We start from the raw sequence: 1319 nt of genomic DNA, 5'->3' as shown, positions 1-1319 counted from the left end.
AGAAGTACCAGAGCCAGCAGGTAAATCATCTTCGTCAATCGTCAACTGGCTACTGTTATCCACCTCAGTGATAGACGGCACATCATCAACAACGGTGATTGGCAAACTAATCGTGTTCGACACATCACCATCAAAATCCGTGGCATTCACAGGGAAATCAATCACGAGCTCGTTTTCACCATTGCCATTTGGATGGTCTAGCTGAGCAAATAATTCAAATTGATACCTATCTTCTCCAGCATTTAACGTAAGTTTAAACACGATATCGGTACTGCCTTGCACGTACGCACGGTACTCAATCACGCCATTCGCGTTTGAGTATTCAACAAGCTCTAGTGGCTGACCTGCTGACGTTAACCCAGCAACAGGTGAGACAAGATCCTCCCGTTGGAAGCTAACGATAGAATCTGCACCGTCAACGACATCAGAATGTCCGCCGATAATATGATCACCTTGACCATCCGACCCTTTGTTCGGAATGTCATCTTCATCAATGGACAAGTGACTTCCTGGACGAATAGCTTCAATCGTCGGCTTATCATCCAAAATAGTGACTGGCAACGTCGCGTTAACGGAGTCGTTGTCCCCGTCGGTAATCACAATCGGCAGATTGATGGTCAGGTCATCAGAATTCGTTGCATGATCGAGCGCGCCAGACAATTCAAAATCGTAGCGTCCGTCTTGATGCAATGTCAGCGTGAAAATGGTGTCGCCACCAACGGTTTTTCCGACATAAACCAAAGCATCACTCGTTGACGCTGTAGCGTCTTGAGTAATCGCGATGCTCTCGCCGCCAGAAGTAAGTGCAGGCAGTAGATTGGAATTGAGATCCAGAACAAATGAGTCGATACCATCCGCGCTGGTCACTTCAAACTGACCAGAAACCGTTAGAGGCTCCTTGGTCTCGTCTGAGCCCAGCGGCAAATCATCTTCATGCACTTGTAAGCTGTCTATATTCGTTACCACGGGTACATCGTCTACCACCGTAATTGGTAACGTGAACACTGGTGATACATCGCCATCACCGTCAGTCACGGTGATTGGCAGTTCGATTACAATGTTGTTTTGCTGATTGCCATCAGGATGATCAAGTGGTTTTCTAAGATCAAACTCATAGGAGTTATTTGACGCATTCAGAGTCAACTCAAACACCACTTCTTGAGAATTAACCGTGATACCTTGATAAACATTCACCCCGCCAGTACTGGACGTTAAGACTAAGGTGATTGCCTCTCCGCCAGACATCAATGTACTAACTGGCGTCGTCAAATCACTCAGTTGAATCGAGGTGACTTGGTCTGCCCCTTCTGTTACATCGA

At 46.7% G+C, this 1319-nt stretch carries 1 protein-coding gene; it reads right to left on the bottom strand.

All coding sequences use genetic code 11. From position 1 onward, the window contains the following. A partial coding sequence (locus tag R8269_RS24605) for a DUF5801 repeats-in-toxin domain-containing protein (protein WP_318222829.1) occupies positions 1 to 1319 on the bottom strand: 1319 nt, incomplete at both ends.

It is taken from the genome of Vibrio sp. Vb0667 (assembly GCF_033391095.1).
This window is presented reverse-complemented; position numbering and strand designations above follow the sequence as displayed.